Source organism: Micromonospora sp. BS32 (assembly GCF_059089345.1).
The window spans coordinates 10,727-25,519 of record NZ_JBSSHR010000022.1 but is presented as its reverse complement, the minus strand read 5'-3'; the positions used below and the strand labels follow the sequence as shown (position 1 = coordinate 25,519).

The 14,793-nt window shown below is 72.7% G+C and carries 13 protein-coding genes; all 13 read right to left on the bottom strand.

The features are described 5' to 3' along the window. Positions 1–50 precede the first annotated feature (50 nt). The 13 genes from metK to pyrR all read right to left on the bottom strand — a co-directional run bounded on the left by metK (position 51) and on the right by pyrR (position 14,663). Positions 51–1,241: a methionine adenosyltransferase gene (gene metK / locus AC5RWQ_RS25485; protein WP_334489652.1), complete on the bottom strand. Its 1,191-nt coding sequence runs from the start codon at positions 1,239–1,241 to the stop codon at positions 51–53. Between the two features lie 99 nt (positions 1,242–1,340). Then, the gene (coaBC, locus tag AC5RWQ_RS25480; RefSeq protein ID WP_494285174.1) at positions 1,341–2,549 is read right to left on the bottom strand and encodes a bifunctional phosphopantothenoylcysteine decarboxylase/phosphopantothenate--cysteine ligase CoaBC; all 1,209 of its coding nucleotides are present in this window, start codon (positions 2,547–2,549) and stop codon (positions 1,341–1,343) included. Positions 2,550–2,564: 15 nt separating this feature from the next. Further along, complete coding sequence (gene rpoZ / locus AC5RWQ_RS25475) at positions 2,565–2,828, bottom strand: DNA-directed RNA polymerase subunit omega (protein WP_203703063.1); 264 nt, start codon at positions 2,826–2,828, stop codon at positions 2,565–2,567. 47 nt (positions 2,829–2,875) lie between these two features. Then, a complete protein-coding gene (locus AC5RWQ_RS25470) occupies positions 2,876–3,406 on the bottom strand; it encodes a guanylate kinase (protein WP_494285173.1) in 531 nt (176 codons plus the stop codon). Between the two features lie 25 nt (positions 3,407–3,431). Continuing rightward, positions 3,432–3,749: an integration host factor, actinobacterial type gene (mihF, locus tag AC5RWQ_RS25465; RefSeq protein WP_013285515.1), complete on the bottom strand. Its 318-nt coding sequence runs from the start codon at positions 3,747–3,749 to the stop codon at positions 3,432–3,434. Positions 3,750–3,927: 178 nt separating this feature from the next. Further along, positions 3,928–4,764: an orotidine-5'-phosphate decarboxylase gene (pyrF, locus tag AC5RWQ_RS25460; protein ID WP_494285236.1), complete on the bottom strand. Its 837-nt coding sequence runs from the start codon at positions 4,762–4,764 to the stop codon at positions 3,928–3,930. 82 nt (positions 4,765–4,846) lie between these two features. Then, positions 4,847–6,121: an adenosylmethionine--8-amino-7-oxononanoate transaminase gene (locus tag AC5RWQ_RS25455; protein ID WP_494285172.1), complete on the bottom strand. Its 1,275-nt coding sequence runs from the start codon at positions 6,119–6,121 to the stop codon at positions 4,847–4,849. A gap of 73 nt (positions 6,122–6,194) precedes the next feature. Beyond that, a complete protein-coding gene (locus AC5RWQ_RS25450) occupies positions 6,195–7,226 on the bottom strand; it encodes a quinone-dependent dihydroorotate dehydrogenase (RefSeq protein ID WP_494285171.1) in 1,032 nt (343 codons plus the stop codon). A 34-nt stretch (positions 7,227–7,260) separates the two neighbouring features. Continuing rightward, positions 7,261–10,608 carry a carbamoyl-phosphate synthase large subunit gene (gene carB / locus AC5RWQ_RS25445; protein ID WP_494285170.1) on the bottom strand — a complete coding sequence of 1,116 codons (3,348 nt, stop codon included), beginning with the start codon at positions 10,606–10,608 and terminating at the stop codon, positions 7,261–7,263. Beyond that, a complete protein-coding gene (gene carA / locus AC5RWQ_RS25440; protein ID WP_494285169.1) occupies positions 10,601–11,764 on the bottom strand; it encodes a glutamine-hydrolyzing carbamoyl-phosphate synthase small subunit in 1,164 nt (387 codons plus the stop codon). The genes carB and carA overlap by 8 nt, the downstream gene beginning before the upstream one ends. Next, the gene (locus AC5RWQ_RS25435; protein WP_494285168.1) at positions 11,765–13,096 is read right to left on the bottom strand and encodes a dihydroorotase; all 1,332 of its coding nucleotides are present in this window, start codon (positions 13,094–13,096) and stop codon (positions 11,765–11,767) included. Continuing rightward, positions 13,093–14,082 carry an aspartate carbamoyltransferase catalytic subunit gene (locus tag AC5RWQ_RS25430; RefSeq protein ID WP_494285167.1) on the bottom strand — a complete coding sequence of 330 codons (990 nt, stop codon included), beginning with the start codon at positions 14,080–14,082 and terminating at the stop codon, positions 13,093–13,095. Before AC5RWQ_RS25430 ends, AC5RWQ_RS25435 begins: the two co-directional genes overlap by 4 nt. Beyond that, complete coding sequence (pyrR, locus tag AC5RWQ_RS25425) at positions 14,079–14,663, bottom strand: bifunctional pyr operon transcriptional regulator/uracil phosphoribosyltransferase PyrR (protein WP_494285166.1); 585 nt, start codon at positions 14,661–14,663, stop codon at positions 14,079–14,081. Before pyrR ends, AC5RWQ_RS25430 begins: the two co-directional genes overlap by 4 nt. Positions 14,664–14,793: the final 130 nt, after the last annotated feature.

Genomic DNA, 14,793 nt, shown 5'->3' with positions numbered 1-14,793 from the left:
AGCGACCGGCGACCCGTCCGCGGGTCGCCGGTCGCTGCGCCTGGTGCCGGTCAGGCTCCCGCGGCCGACTTGAGGTCGGCGGCCCGGTCGGTGCTCTCCCAGGTCAGGTCCGGCAGCTCGCGGCCGAAGTGGCCGTACGCGGCGGTCTGCTGGTAGATCGGGCGGAGCAGGTTGAGGTCCCGGATGATGGCGGCCGGGCGCAGGTCGAAGACCTCGGTGACGGCCTTCTCGATCGAGGCGACCGGCACGGTCTCGGTGCCGAAGGTCTCGATGAAGAGGCTGACCGGGTGGGCCTTGCCGATCGCGTACGCGACCTGCGCCTCACACCGCTCGGCCAGGCCGGCGGCGACGACGTTCTTGGCCACCCAGCGCATCGCGTACGCGGCGGACCGGTCGACCTTCGACGGGTCCTTGCCGGAGAACGCGCCACCGCCGTGCCGGGCGTACCCGCCGTAGGTGTCCACGATGATCTTGCGGCCGGTCAGGCCGGCGTCGCCCATCGGGCCGCCGATCTCGAAGCGACCGGTCGGGTTGACCAGCAGCCGGTAGCCGTCGGTCTCCAGGCCCAGGCTCTCCAGCTCCGGGGCGATGACGTGCTCGCGCACGTCCGGGGTGAGCAGCGAGTCCAGCGAGATGTCCGCGGCGTGCTGGCTGGAGACGACCACCGTGTTGAGCCGGACCGGGCGCAGGCCCTCGTACTCGATGGTGACCTGGGTCTTGCCGTCCGGGCGCAGGTACGGGATGGTCCCGTCCTTGCGCACTGCGGAGAGCCGACGGGCCAGCCGGTGCGCGAGCGCGATCGGCAGCGGCATCAGCTCGGGCGTCTCGGAGCAGGCGAAGCCGAACATCATGCCCTGGTCGCCGGCGCCCTGGGCGTCCAGCGCGCTCTCCGACGACCCGGTCCGCAGCTCGAAGGCGTTGTCCACGCCCTGGGCGATGTCCGGCGACTGGGCGCCGATCGAGACGCTGACGCCGCAGGAGGCGCCGTCGAAGCCCTTCTTCGACGAGTCGTACCCGATCTCGAGGATGGTCTCCCGGACGATGGTCGGGATGTCGGCGTACGCCTTGGTGGTCACCTCGCCGGCGACGTGCACCTGACCGGTCGTGATCAGAGTTTCCACCGCGACCCGGCTGTGCGGGTCCTGGGCCAGCAGGGCGTCCAGAATGCCGTCGCTGATCTGGTCGGCGATCTTGTCCGGGTGGCCTTCCGTGACCGATTCGGACGTAAACAGACGTGTCACGGCACTCCTAAGCACTTGAAATCTTCGTAAGGGTCGCTGCGCGGCAGTTTAGCCACGCCCGTTTCGGCACGGGCATCGGAATACGAATGTGGCCAGTGTTCAGGACCGATCCGCCAGCCGGGTCACCACGAGGTCCCAGACGGCGTCGGCCAGGTCCTCCTTGGACCGCTCGGGCATGGGGTGCACCGAGCCGTCCGCGCCGATCACGGTCGCCGTGTTGGTGTCCGCGCCGAAGACCTTGTCCGGGCCGACCTCGTTGATGACGATCAGGTCGGCCCGCTTGCGGGCGAGCTTGGCCCGGCCGTTGGCCTCGACGTCGTGGGTCTCGGCCGCGAAGATCACCAGCACCTGCTCGGGCCGGCGGCGCTGGCCGAGCTCGGCGGCGATGTCGGGGTTGGTGACCAGGGCGATCGTCGGGGCGTCCCCGTGCTCGGACTTCTTGATCTTGCCAGGGACGTACGCCGCCGGGCGGAAATCGGCGGGGGCCGCCGCCATCACCACCGCGTCGGCGCCGGCGGCCGCCTCCAGGGTGGCCTTGCGCAGCTCCTCGGTGGTGCCCACCCGGACCAGGTCCACCCCGGCCGGGTCGGCGAGCGACACGTTCGCGGCGACCAGGGTGACCCGGGCGCCCCGGGCCACGGCCGCGCGGGCGAAGGCGTAACCCTGCTTGCCGGAGGAGCGGTTGCCCAGGAAGCGGACCGGGTCCAGCGGTTCGCGGGTGCCGCCGGCGGTGACCACCACGTGCCGGCCGGCGAGGTCGGCGGGGGCGTCGACACCCCGGGCCAGCGCCCGACGGGCCACCGCGAAGATCTCGGCCGGGTCGGGCAGCCGGCCCTTGCCGGTGTCCGCACCGGTCAGCCGCCCCACCGCCGGCTCGATCACCCGCACGCCGCGGCCGCGCAGCGTGGCGACGTTGGCCACGGTGGCCGGGTGCTCCCACATCTCGGTGTGCATCGCCGGGGCGAGCACCACCGGGCAGCGGGCGGTCAGCAGGGTGTTGGTGAGGAGGTCGTCGGCGAGCCCGTGGGCCGCCTTGGCCAGCAGGTCGGCGGTGGCCGGCGCGACGACGACGAGGTCGGCGCGCTGGCCCAGCCGGACGTGCGGCACCTCGTGCACGTCGGACCAGACGTCGTCGGCGACCGGTTGGCCGGAGAGGGCCGCCCAGGTCGGCGCCCCGACGAAACGGAGCGCCGACGCGGTCGGCACGACGCGGACCCGGTGGCCCGACTCGGTGAAGAGCCGCAGCAGCTCACACGCCTTGTAGGCGGCGATGCCACCGCCGACCCCGAGGACGATCTCGGCGGGCATCGGCGTGCGGGGGTGTTACGGGTTGTCGGTCGGCTCGGCGGTGAGCAGGCCCGCGTTGATCTCGCGCATGGCGATGGAGAGGGGCTTCTCCTGCGGGGTGGTCTCCACGAGCGGGCCGACGTACTCGAGCAGGCCCTCGCCGAGCTGGCTGTAGTAGGCGTTGACCTGCCGCGCGCGCTTGGCGGCGAAGATCACCAGCGCGTACTTCGAGGTGGTCTTCTCGAGCAGCTCGTCGATCGGCGGGTTGGTGATGCCTTCGGGGTTGGCGATGGATCCCACGAAATACCCTCTGCGTCTGAAGTGTCCGCGCGAGCGCGGCTGGTCGCTCAACCGCGCAGGCGCGGCCGGGCGGGAGCCAGATAGGAAGAACCGAGCAAGCCTACCAGTTGGTCGACGACGTGCTCGGTGCGGTCGTGTGTGACGGTGTGTCCGACCGCGGCGACGGCCGGGTCGGGCCGGAAGCCCGGCGGCGCCAGCAGGACCAGTCGGACGTCGGGCAGCGCCTCGCGGACGGCGAGCGCGCCGGGGAGGTCGAGCGGGAGCAGCACCGGGCGGCCCTCGGCCAGCCGGGACCGCAGCGGTTCGCGGGGCACCCCGCGCAGGTAGGGCCCCATCCGGGACCACTCCAGCAGCTCGCCGGCGGCGACCATCCGGTCGAAGCCCGCCGGTTCCCGGAAGATCCGGTCGACGCCGTCGGCCTCACCGGGCCGGGGTGGCCGGGTGGTCACCGGGACGGGCACCCACACGGACGGAGAACGCGCCCGGACCCGCTCGACGACACCGCCCCGGCCGGCACCCGAAGGTCCGGTCAGGACGGTGAGCCGAGCCGCCGGGCGCGCCTCGTCATCCGTGCTCACCGCTTGTTTCTACACGTTGCGGCGTTCAGTTGGCGGCGAACTCTCCAAGCAGAGCCTTGCGCTGCTGCTCGCCCAGTCCGCGCAGACGACGGCTGTCGGCGATCTTGAGCTTCTCCATGATCTGGGTGGCCCGGATCTTGCCGATGCCCGGCATCGCCTGCAGGACGGCCGAAACCTTCAGCTTGCCGACGACATCGTCGGACTCGGCCCGCTCAAGGACGGTGGCGAGGGTGGTCTTGCCCTGCTTGAGCTGCTCCTTCAGCTCAGCACGGGCCTTGCGGATCTCCGCGGCCTTCTCCAGCGCGGCAGCGCGCTGCTCGGGGGTCAGTGACGGGAGCGGCACCAGTTCTCCTCAGGTCCCTATCGCGGCGGGCGGGGCGCACCACCGCTCTGTGAAACGTGGTGTCGCTGGCAACCAAAGGGGTCCGTGGTTCCCAGCGCGGGGAAAACTAGCGGTCGTCGGCGCTTTCGGCAACGTGGGCGCGCGAAGATCATCGTAAAGTGACCGAGCAGTCAGTCAGTCAGGACGCAGCCAGAACGTCCCGGCAGGCGGCCAGCGCGCGGTCCGCGGCGGCCCGCAGCGCGGCCTCGTCGGGGCCCGCGCCGAGCACCTCCCGGGAGTACGACGGCAGCACCGCGGGCAGGCTGGAACCGAACACGGTCCGCAGATCCGCCGCCGTCGCACCCTGCGCGCCGAGGCCCGGCGCGAGCAGCGGACCGTTGACGGCGGAGAGGTCGTGACCGGTGTCGCCGATGGTCGCGCCGACCACCAGACCGAAGCTGCCGAGCGGCTCCGCACCCCTGTTGAGCTGGGAAATCTCGTCGATGACGGTCTGCGCGACGGTCCGCCCGTCGGCCGCTCTGGCTTGCTGGACGCTCGCCCCCTCCGGATTCGAGGTGAGCGCCAGCACGAAGACGCCGCCGCCGTGCGCGGCCGCCAACTCGAACATCGGCGCCAGCGAGCCGACCCCCAGGTAGGGGCTCGCGGTGATCGCGTCGACATACAGCGGGCTGGATGGATCGAGGTACGCCGAGGCGTACGCGGCGACGGTCGAGCCGATGTCGCCACGCTTGACGTCAAGCAGAACGAGCGAGCCCCGATCGCGCAACTGTCGGATAGTTGACTCAAGAATCCCGACACCTCGGGCACCGAATCGCTCGAAAAAGGCCGACTGAGGCTTGACCACCGCAACCCGGTCACCGAGCGCCTCCGTGACTGTCCGGGCGAACCGGTCCAGCCCCTCGACGTCGTCCGGCAGGCCCCAGCGGGCCAGCAGACCGGGGTGCGGGTCGATGCCCACGCAGAGCGGCCCCCGCTCGGCGACCGCCCGGTGCAGCCGGATCCCGAAGCTCTCCATCCGCGTCCCTCTCTCCTCACTCACCCGTCCACCCGGGCCCGGCAGCCGCCGGCCCGGTCTTCCCGCCCGGACGCCGTACCGGTCAGCCGGCCTTGACCGCCGCGCCGACCCCGGCCGCGATCCGGGCCAGGTCCGCGTCGTCGGTGACGTACGGCGGCATGGTGTAGACCAGATCGCGGAACGGTCGCAGCCAGACGCCCTGCGCCACGGCCGCGGCGGTCGCCGCCGGGAGGTCCACCTCGTGGTCGAGCTGCACCACCCCGATCGCCCCCAGCACCCGCACGTCGGCCACCCCCGGGGTGCCGCGCAGCGGCTCCAGGCCGGCCCGCAGCCCGTCGGCGATCCTCGATACCTGGCCGGACCAGTCCCCGGTCCGCAGCAGGCCCAACGAGGCGTTGGCCACCGCGCAGGCGAGCGGGTTGCCCATGAAGGTCGGCCCGTGCGCCAGCACCCCGTCCGCCGAGATGCCCCGGGCGATCTCGGGGGTGCACAGGGCCGCGGCCAGGGTCAGGTAGCCGCCGGTCAGCGCCTTGCCGACGCAGAGCACGTCGGGGCTGACGCCGGCGTGCTCGGCGGCGAACAGCGCGCCGGTACGGCCGAAGCCGGTGGCGATCTCGTCGAAGATCAGCAGCACCCCGTGGGCCCGGGTCACCTCGCGCAGCACCCGCAGGTACCCCGGGTGGTGGAACCGCATCCCCCCGGCGCCCTGCACCACGGGTTCCACGATCACCGCGGCCAGCTCGTGGGCGTGCCGGGCGACCGCGTCGGTCAGCGCGGTCACGTACGCCGGGTCGGGCGGGTCGTCGAAGCCGCCCGGCGGCACCGGGGCGAAGACCTGCCGGGGCAGCACGTCGCCCCAGAGGTGGTGCATCCCGCCCTCCGGGTCGCAGACGCTCATCGGGTGGAACGTGTCGCCGTGGTAGCCGCCCCGCCAGGTGGCCAGCCGGCGACGCTCCGGCCGACCGGTGGCCCGCTGGTACTGCAGGCACATCTTGATGGCGACCTCGACGCTGACCGAGCCGCTGTCGGCCAGGAAGACGTGCTCCAGTCCCGCCGGGGCCAGCTCCACCAGCGTCCGGGCCAGCTCGACCGCCGGGGCGTGGGTGAGCCCGCCGAACATCACGTGGCTCATCCGGCCGAGCTGGTCGGTGACGGCGGCGTCGAGCACCGGGTGCCGGTAGCCGTGGATCGCCGCCCACCAGGACGACATCCCGTCGACCAGCTCCCGACCGTCGGCCAGCCGCAGCCGTACCCCCGACGCGCTCTCCACCACGTACGGCGGGTTGGCCGGCGGTGACGCCGCGTACGGATGCCAGACGTGCGCCCGGTCCACGGCCAGGATCTCCTCGGGCGTCACGCGCCTCTCCCGCCTCTCCTCGTCGAGCTGGGGCTTGTCGTCGTCAGGGGGTCTCCGGGGGCCACCACGAGCCCTAGCTCGACGCGGCGGACGAACGCCCGGCGGCGCGCACGGCGGCGCGGACCAGGGCGGGGCCCCGGTAGATGAAGCCGGTGTAGAGCTGGACCAGGGCGGCGCCGGCGTCGAACATCCGGGTGGCGTCGTCCGGGTCGAGGATGCCGCCGACGCCGATCACCGGCAGCCGACCGCCGGTCTCCCGGTGCACGAAGCCGACCACCTCGCGGGCCCGCGCGGCGAGCGGACGGCCGGAGAGGCCGCCGGTCTCCGCGCCGCGCTCCCGGTCGACCGGGGCGAGGCCGTCGCGGGCCAGGGTGGTGTTGGTGGCGATGACGCCGGCCGCGCCCCGGGCCAGGCAGACCTCCAGCAGCTCGGCGATGGCCGGCTCGGTCAGGTCCGGGGCGATCTTCACCAGCACCGGCTTCTCCCCCACCAGCGCCGCCAACAGGGCGTCCAGGTGCGACTTGTCCTGCAACGACCGGAGGCCGGGGGTGTTCGGCGAGGAGACGTTGACCGCGAAGTAGTCGCCGTGCCCGCGCAGCGCCCGGTACGAGGCCAGGTAGTCCTTCACCGCCTCGTCCAGTCCGGTGACCTTGGACTTGCCCAGCGAGATGCCGAGCGGCACCCCGATCGGCCGGGGCAGCGCCGCCAGCCGAGCCGCGAGGGCCTCGGCGCCGGCGTTGTTGAAGCCCATCCGGTTGACCACGGCCTCGCTGTCGCGCAGCCGGAACAGCCGGGGCCGGGGGTTACCCGGCTGGGCGTGCGCGGTCACCGTGCCGACCTCGACGAAGCCGAAGCCCAGCGCCGGCCACGCCGGCAGGGCGACCCCGTTCTTGTCCATCCCCGCGGCCAGCCCGACCGGGTTGGGAAACTGCACCCCGAACACCGTCCGCGGTGCCCGGACGAGGTACCGGGCCCGCAGCGCCGCGAGCGCCGCCGGCCGCCGCGACAGTACGGCCAGCCGTCGCAACGTCCACTCGTGCGCCGCCTCGGCGTCGCCACCGCCGACCCGGAACAGCTGGGGCCGCACCACCTTCTCGAAGATCACGCCCCGCCTCCCGCGGCCATCGAACTGCCGGGGGTCACTCGCCGGCCCGCAGCGCGGCGTGGAGCTCCTGGAGCGGGCGGACCTGCATGTCACCACGGATGCGGGCCTCGATGCCCATCACCGCGGCCGCCGCGCCCGGCACCGTGGTGATGCACGGGATGTCGGCCGTGACGGCGGCGCTGCGGATCTCGTAGCCGTCGGAGCGGGCGCTCGCGCCGGAGCCCTGCGGGGTGTTGACCACCAGGGCCACGTCGCCGCCGAGGATCAGCGACACCGCGTCCTCCCCCTCGCCGGCTTCGTAGTGCTTGCGGATCTGCTCGCAGGCGATCCCGTGCCGGCGCAGCACCTCGGCCGTGCCGGTGGTGGCGACGATCTCGAAGCCCAGGTCGGCCAGGCGCTTGATCGGGAAGATCATGCCGCGCTTGTCCCGGTTGGCGACCGAGACGAAGATCTTGCCGCTGGTAGGCAGCGAGCCGTACGCGGCCGACTGCGACTTGGCGAAGGCGTGCCCGAAGTTGGTGTCGATGCCCATCACCTCGCCGGTCGACTTCATCTCCGGGCCGAGCAGCGAGTCGATGCCCTTGCCGGAGCGGGTGCGGAACCGCTTGAACGGCAGCACCGCCTCCTTCACCGCGATCGGGGCGTCGGCCGGCATGCTGCCGCCGTCCCCGGTGGGCGGGAGCAGCCCCTCGGCGCGCAGCTCGGCGATGGTGGCGCCGAGCGCGATCCGGGCCGCCGCCTTGGCCAGCGGCACCGCCGTCGCCTTGGAGACGAACGGGACCGTCCGGGACGCCCGCGGGTTGGCCTCCAGCACGTAGAGCTGGTCGTCCTTGAGGGCGTACTGCACGTTGAGCAGGCCCTTCACCCCGACGCCCCGGGCGATCGCCTCGGTGTAGCGGCGCACCTGGGTCAGGTGCGAGCCGGCCAGGGTGATCGGCGGCAGCGCGCAGGACGAGTCGCCGGAGTGGATGCCGGCCTCCTCGATGTGCTCCATCACGCCGCCGAGGTATACCTCGCCGTCGGCGTCGACCAGCGCGTCCACGTCGATCTCGATGGCGTCGTCGAGGAAGCGGTCGACCAGCACCGGGTGGTCCGGCGAGATGTCGGTGGCCCGGCCGATGTAGTCGCGCAGCGTCGGGTCGTCGTAGACGATCTCCATCCCACGCCCGCCCAGCACGTACGACGGCCGGACCAGCACCGGGTAGCCGATCTCGTCGGCGATCGCCTTCGCCTCGTCGTACGAGGTGGCCATGCCGTGCGCGGGGGCGCGCAGCCCGGCCCGGGCCAGCACCGCCCCGAACGCGCCCCGCTCCTCGGCGAGGTGGATGGACTCCGGGGAGGTACCGACGACGGGCACCCCGGCGTTCTTCAGCCGCTGGGCCAGCCCGAGCGGGGTCTGCCCGCCGAGCTGCACGATGACCCCCACCACGCCGGGCCCGCCGGCGGCCTTGCCGGTGCTGTCCTCGGCGTGCCAGACCTCCAGCACGTCCTCGAAGGTCAGCGGCTCGAAGTAGAGCCGGTCGGCGGTGTCGTAGTCGGTGGAGACGGTCTCCGGGTTGCAGTTGACCATCACCGTCTCGTAGCCCACCTCCCGCAGCGCCATGACGGCGTGCACGCAGGAGTAGTCGAACTCGATGCCCTGGCCGATCCGGTTCGGGCCGGAGCCCAGGATGAGCACCTTGGGCCGGTCCGAGGGCGCGACCTCGGTCTCCTGGTCGTAGGTCGAGTAGTGGTACGGCGTGGTCGCCTCGAACTCGGCGGCGCAGGTGTCCACCGTCTTGTAGACCGGGCGCACGCCGAGCCGGTGCCGCAGGGTGCGTACCCCGTCCTCGGCGGCCAGCTCCGGGCGGAGCGCGGCGAGCTGCCGGTCGGACAGGCCGGCGCGCTTGGCGTGGCGCAGCAGCTCGGCGTCGAGCACCGGGGCGTCCACGATCTCGGCGCGCAGCTCGACCAGCGAGGCGATCTGGTCCAGGAACCAGGGGTCCATCCCGCCGGAGGCCTCGGCCACCTCGGCCACGGAGGCGCCCAGCCGCAGCGCCCGCTCGGCCGTGTAGAGCCGGCCGTCGTGCGGGATCCGCAGCGCGGCGAGGGTGTTCTCCCTCGTTGCCCCCTGCGGATCCGGCACCGTCCAGAACCCGGCCGCTTTCGTCTCCATCGAGCGCATCGCCTTGTTGAGCGCCTCGGTGAAGTTGCGCCCGAGGCTCATCGCCTCGCCGACCGACTTCATCGTGGTGGTCAGCTCCGGGTCGGCGCCGGGGAACTTCTCGAACGCGAACCGGGGGATCTTCACCACCACGTAGTCCAGGGTCGGCTCGAAGGCCGCCGGGGTCTTCAGGGTGATGTCGTTGGGGATCTCGTCGAGGGTGTAGCCGATGGCCAGCTTCGCGGCGATCTTGGCGATCGGGAAGCCGGTGGCCTTGGAAGCCAGCGCCGAGGAGCGGGACACCCGCGGGTTCATCTCGATCACGACGATCCGGCCGTCGGCCGGGTTCACCGCGAACTGGATGTTGCAGCCGCCGGTGTCCACCCCGACCTCGCGCAGCACCGCGATGCCCAGGTCGCGCAGGTTCTGGTACTCCCGGTCGGTGAGCGTCATGGCCGGCGCGACGGTGACGCTGTCGCCGGTGTGCACGCCCATCGGGTCGACGTTCTCGATCGAGCAGACCACCACCACGTTGTCGTGGCGGTCCCGCATCAGTTCGAGCTCGTACTCCTTCCAGCCGAGCACGCTCTCCTCGATGAGCACCTCGTGCGTCGGGCTGGCGGCCAGGCCCGCCCCGGCGATGCGCCGCAGGTCCTCGTCGGTGTGCGCCATGCCGGAGCCCAGGCCGCCCATGGTGAACGACGGCCGGATCACCACCGGCAGGCCCAGCTCGGCGACGGCCTGCTCGACCTCGGCCATCGAGTGGCAGACCCGGGACCGGGGCACCAGGCCGGCCGGATCGGCCAGGCCCAGGCGTACGCCGGCCTTGGCGACGACCTCCTTGAACAGCTGGCGGTCCTCGCCCCGGTTGATCGCCTCGATGTTGGCGCCGATCAGCTCAACGCCGTACTTGTCCAGCACACCGGCCTCGTGCAGGGCGACCGCGGTGTTCAGCGCGGTCTGCCCGCCCAGGGTGGGCAGCAGCGCGTCGGGGCGCTCCCGGGCGATGACCAGCTCGACGAACTCCGGGGTGATCGGCTCGACGTAGGTGGCGTCGGCGAACTCCGGGTCCGTCATGATGGTGGCCGGGTTGGAGTTGACCAGGCTGACCCGGATCCCCTCGCTGCGCAGCACCCGGCAGGCCTGGGTGCCGGAGTAGTCGAACTCGCAGGCCTGCCCGATCACGATCGGCCCGGAGCCGATCACCAGGATGTGCTTGAGGTCCTTGCGCTTAGGCATTCGTGCGCCCCTCGCTGTCGGTCCGACCTTCGATGAGCTCGGCGAAGCGGTCGAAGAGGTAGTCCGCGTCGTGCGGGCCGGCCGCCGCCTCCGGGTGGTACTGGACGGTGAAGGCGGGCACGTCCCTGGCCCGCAGCCCCTCGACCACGTTGTCGTTGAGGCAGACGTGCGAGACCTGGACGCCGCCGAACTCGGTCTCGATCACCTGGTCGGGCACGACCGCGCCCTGCGCGGCACCGGGCACCTGGACGGCGAAGCCGTGGTTGTGGCTGGTCACCTCGACCTTGCCGGTCGCCCGGTCGAGCACCGGCTGGTTGATGCCGCGGTGGCCGTAGCCCAGCTTGTAGGTGCCGAAGCCGAGCGCCCGGCCGAGGATCTGGCTGCCGAAGCAGATGCCGAAGAGCGGCACCTTCCGGCTGAGCACCTCGCGGGCCAGCGCGACCGGAACGTCCGCGGTGGCCGGGTCGCCCGGGCCGGGCGAGAGGAAGACCGCGTCGGCGCCGGTGGCGAGCAGATCGTCGATGGTGGAGCCGGCGGGCAGGACGTGGGTGGTGACCCCGCGCGCGGCGAGCCGGCGCGGCACGTTGCGCTTGATGCCCAGGTCCAGCGCGGCCACCGTGAACCGGTGCTCGCCCTGCGCCTGGACCACGTACGGCTCGGGGGTGGTCACCTCGGCGGAGAGGTCCGCGCCGACCATCGGCGGCGACTGGCGGACCCGGGCCAGCAGGGCGCGCGGGTCGTCGTCGACGCTGGAGATGCCGACCCGCATGGCGCCGCGCTCGCGCAGGTGCCGGGTGAGCGCCCGGGTGTCCACGCCGCTGATGCCGACCACGCCCTCGGCGGCCAGTCGGTCCTCCAGGCCGCCGGTGGCCCGCCAGTTGGAGCCGATCCGGGCCGGGTCGCGGACCACGTAGCCGGCCACCCAGATCCGGGCCGACTCGTCGTCCTCGCGGTTCACACCGGTGTTGCCGATGTGCGGTGCGGTCTGCACCACCACCTGGCGGTGGTAGGAGGGGTCGGTCAGGGTCTCCTGGTAGCCCGTCATGCCGGTGTTGAAGACCGCCTCGCCGAAGGTCTCCCCGACGCTGCCGTACGCCTCGCCGTGGAACGTGCGCCCGTCCTCGAGAACGAGGATCGCAGGCCTGCGCTTACCCATTTACTTGACAGCCTTTCCGTCCAGGACCGTAGGCTCGCCGCGCAGGAAGGTCGCCACGATGCGACCCGGCAGCGTCATGCGGGCGTACGGGGTGTTGCGACTGCGGCTGGCCAGCTCAGCGGGCTCGATCACCCGGCGTGCGGCCGGGTCGACCAGGGTGAGGTTGGCCGGCACGCCGGGGGCCGGGTCGAGGCCGTGGGAGTCCAGCCCGGCGATCCGGGCCGGGGCGCGGGACATCCGCTCGGCGATCAGGTCCCACTGCGGGCCGAGCACGTCGACGGCGATGGAGAGCGCCGTCTCCAGGCCGAGCATGCCCGGCCGGGCGTACGCCCACTCGCACTCCTTGTCCTCCACGGCATGCGGGGCGTGGTCGGTGGCGACGATGTCGATGACGCCCTCGACCAGCGCGGCGCGCAGCGCGGCGATGTCGGTGGCGGTGCGCAGCGGCGGGTTGACCTTGTAGACCGGGTCGTAGGCGCCCGCTGGGCTCCAATTGTTCGCGAGTGCGGGGCTCGCAAGCTCACTCCTCCCGCTCACGACCTCGTCGGTGAGCAGCAGGTGGTGCGGGGTCACCTCGGCGGTGACCCGGACCCCGCGCGCCTTGGCCTGGCGCAGCACCTCGACGCTGCCGGCGGTGGAGACGTGACAGACGTGCAACCGGCTGCCGACGTGCTCGGCGAGCAGCACGTCCCGGGCGATGATCGCCTCCTCGGCGACCGCCGGCCAGCCGGTCAGGCCGAGCCGGGTGGAGACCTCGCCCTCGTGCATCTGCGCGCCCTCCGTGAGCCGGGGCTCCTCGGCGTGCTGCGCGATGATCCCGTCGAACGCCTTGACGTACTCCAGCGCCCGGCGCATCAGCTTCGGGTCGGCGACGCAGTACCCGTCGTCGGAGAAGATCCGCACCTGGGCGGCCGAGTCGGCCATCGCGCCCAGCTCGGCCAGGCGCTCGCCGGCCAGCCCGACGGTGACCGCGCCGATCGGCTGCACGTCGACCAGGCCGGCCTCCCGGCCCAGCCGCCAGACCTGCTCGACCACGCCGGCCGTGTCGGCGACCGGCGAGGTGTTGGCCATCGCGCAGACCGCGGTGTAGCCGCCGAGCGCCGCCGCCCGGGAGCCGGACTCGACGGTCTCGGCGTCCTCCCGGCCGGGCTCGCGCAGGTGGGTGTGCAGGTCGACCAGGCCGGGCAGGGCGATCAGACCGGTGCCGTCGACCACCGTGGCGTCCGGCGCGGTCAGGCCCGCGCCGGTCTCCGCGACGACGCCGTCGCGGATCAGCAGGTCGGTCGGCGCGGCGCCGACGACGCTCACGTTCTTGATCAGGTACGCGGTCACCGGTTGTTCCCTCCGAGCAGCAGATAGAGGACGGCCATCCGCACGGAGACCCCGTTGGCGACCTGTTCGACGATGGTGGAGCGGGGCGAGTCGGCGACCTCGGGCGTGATCTCCATGCCCCGGTTCATCGGCCCGGGGTGCATGACGATCGCGTGCTCGGGCAGCCGGCGCATGCGCGGGCCGTCCAGGCCGTAGCGGCGGGCGTACTCGCGGGCCGAGGGGAAGTAGGAGTCGTTCATCCGCTCCCGCTGCACCCGCAGCATCATCACCACGTCCACGTTCGGCAGCACCGCGTCGAGGTCGTAGGAGACATCGGTGCCGGGGGCGAGCGCGGCCGACGCGCCGCCCTCGCGGGCGTCGCCCGCCGAGACGTTCGGCATCGCGGCGCCCGCCCTGGTCGCCCAGTCCACCGGGATGAGGGTGGGCGGGCCGACCAGGGTGACCTTGGCGCCGAGGGTGGAGAGCAGCAGCACGTTGGAGCGGGCCACCCGGGAGTGCAGCACGTCCCCGACCACCGCGACGTGCAGGCCGGCGAGCCGGCCCAGCCGGGAGCGCATCGTGTACGCGTCGAGCAGCGCCTGGGTGGGGTGCTCGTGGGTGCCGTCGCCGGCGTTGACCACCGACCCGTCCACCCAGTCGGCGAGCCGGTGCGGGGCGCCGGAGGCGGGGTGCCGGACGACCACCGCGTCGGCGCCCATCGCCTGGAGGGTCAGCGCGGTGTCCTTCAGGCTCTCGCCCTTGGTCACGCTGGAGCCCTTGGCCGAAAAGTTGATCACGTCGGCGCTGAGCCGTTTGGCGGCCGCCTCGAAGGAGATCCGGGTCCGGGTGGAGTCCTCGTAGAAGAGGTTCACCACCGTCCGGCCGCGCAGCGCGGGCAGCTTCTTGATCTCCCGGCCGGCGACCGTGGCCATCTCGGCGGCGGTGTCCAGGATCTCGGTGGCGGTGGCGGCGTCCAGGTCCGCGCCGGAGAGCAGGTGGCGGATCATGAGGTGACTCCCCCGTACAACTTGACCTCGTCGCTGCCGTCGGTCTCGGCGAGGGTGACCTTGACGCTCTCGGCGAGCGAGGTCGGGATGTTCTTGCCGACGTAGTCGGCGCGGATCGGCAGCTCGCGGTGGCCGCGGTCGACCAGCACGGCGAGCTGCACGCAGGCGGGGCGGCCGACGTCGTTCAGGGCGTCGAGGGCGGCGCGCACGGTGCGGCCGGAGAAGAGCACGTCGTCGACGAGGATCACCCGCTTGCCGTCGATGCCGGCCGGCGGCAGCGCGGTCGGCCCGATCGCGCGGGTGGCGTGCCGGCGCAGGTCGTCGCGGTAGAGGGTGATGTCGAGCACGCCGACCGGGACGTCGACGTCCTCGAAGGTGCTGATCCGGGCGGCGAGCCGCCTCGCGAGCGGGGCGCCCCGGGTAGGGATGCCGAGCAGGACGGTGTCGGCGGCGCCCTGGGTCTTCTCCAGGATCTGGTGGGCGATCCGGTCGACGACGCGCTGGACGTCGGCGCTGGCGAGGATCACCTTCACCGAGGGTTGTCGCTCCCGCGACGTCTGGGCAGCCGATGGGCAGGCCACGGCGGACCTCCTTCCCCGCCTCACCGGACGGGTCGTTAAAGGACGTCTGACGCTCCGGTCAGGTCGCGGACGGCCCGGACCGGGGCTTCAGGCCACGTTACCAGTGGTCACCGGGCCAACCGTCGGCACC